The organism is Roseobacter sp. FCG-D35 (assembly GCF_033436665.1).
Lineage (GTDB): Bacteria > Pseudomonadota > Alphaproteobacteria > Rhodobacterales > Rhodobacteraceae > JAWQFO01.
The window spans coordinates 1-1,004 of sequence record NZ_JAWQFO010000023.1 but is presented as its reverse complement, the minus strand read 5'-3'; the positions used below and the strand labels follow the sequence as shown (position 1 = coordinate 1,004).

Sequence of the window (1,004 nt, the reverse complement as noted above, 5' to 3'; positions counted from 1 at the left end):
GGTCCCCGATGGAGAGGCCGCGCGCCCGCTGTCGGACCATGACATCGCCAAGGTTGCGCGCATCATCGACGAGCGTCTCGAAGACAATCTCAACATCGCGGACCTTGCGCGGGCCACTTCGCTCTCCGACTGGCACTTCGCGCGCGCCTTCAAGCAGTCGACCGGTCTCAGCCCGCATCAATACGTGCTGCGCCGCCGGATCATCCGGGCGAAGGACCTGCTGAGGAACAACGCGATGCCGCTGGCAGAAGTCGCCATCGCAGCTGGGTTCTCCTCGCAGAGCCACATGACCGACGTGTTCCGCGAGAAGGTCGGGACGACGCCCGGCAAGTTCAGGGCCCAGATCAATGGGTGAAGCTTCGCAGAGGCAGTTCGGCTCCTTTGCCGAGTTCTGGGCGGACGGCGAATGGGCGCCGTTCGTGGAAACGCTGCATCCCGGAAAGAACAGTCCGCACACTTTGGCGGTACATCAACAGCCAGCGGGAGCATTCCCAGACCCTCCGATGGACGAGTTCCTTCTCATGGTCATAACAAAAGGAAACAGGCACGTCGCAACCCAATACGGCGGGACTCGATTCGAAACCAAGCTGTCTCCGGGACTGATCTTTCTAGCGCCGCCGAACACCGAGACAAACTACGAAGTCCACGGCCCCCACAGAATGGTTTCTCTGGCTATAAACACGCGGGCGATGGATCGATTTCGCGAGCAGGCCGACTTCGAGTTGCCCAGCGATTTCGGCAGGCTGCACGAGCAAACCTTTCACGACCCGATCGTGGAAACCTTGATGCTGCGCATGCTAGAACAGGCGATGATGGATCATCCCGTGTCCGACCTGTTCCTCGACCAGGCGACGAACACAATCCTCACGAGCCTGCTTTGCCGCAGCGGCATGATGGTCCCCGATGGTGAGGCCCCGCATCCGCTGTCGGACCAGGACATCGCCAAGGTTGCGCGCATCATCGATGAACGTCTCGAAGACAATCTCAACATCGCCGATCTGGCG

At 60.7% G+C, this 1,004-nt stretch carries 2 protein-coding genes; both read left to right on the top strand.

The window, feature by feature from the left end; all coding sequences use genetic code 11:
- A partial coding sequence (locus R5H30_RS21735; RefSeq protein WP_318330867.1) for a helix-turn-helix transcriptional regulator occupies positions 1–355 on the top strand: 355 nt, incomplete at its 5' end.
- Positions 348–1,004: AraC family ligand binding domain-containing protein (locus tag R5H30_RS21730; RefSeq protein ID WP_318330866.1), on the top strand; the 657-nt coding region annotated here is incomplete at its 3' end. The genes R5H30_RS21735 and R5H30_RS21730, both read left to right, overlap by 8 nt.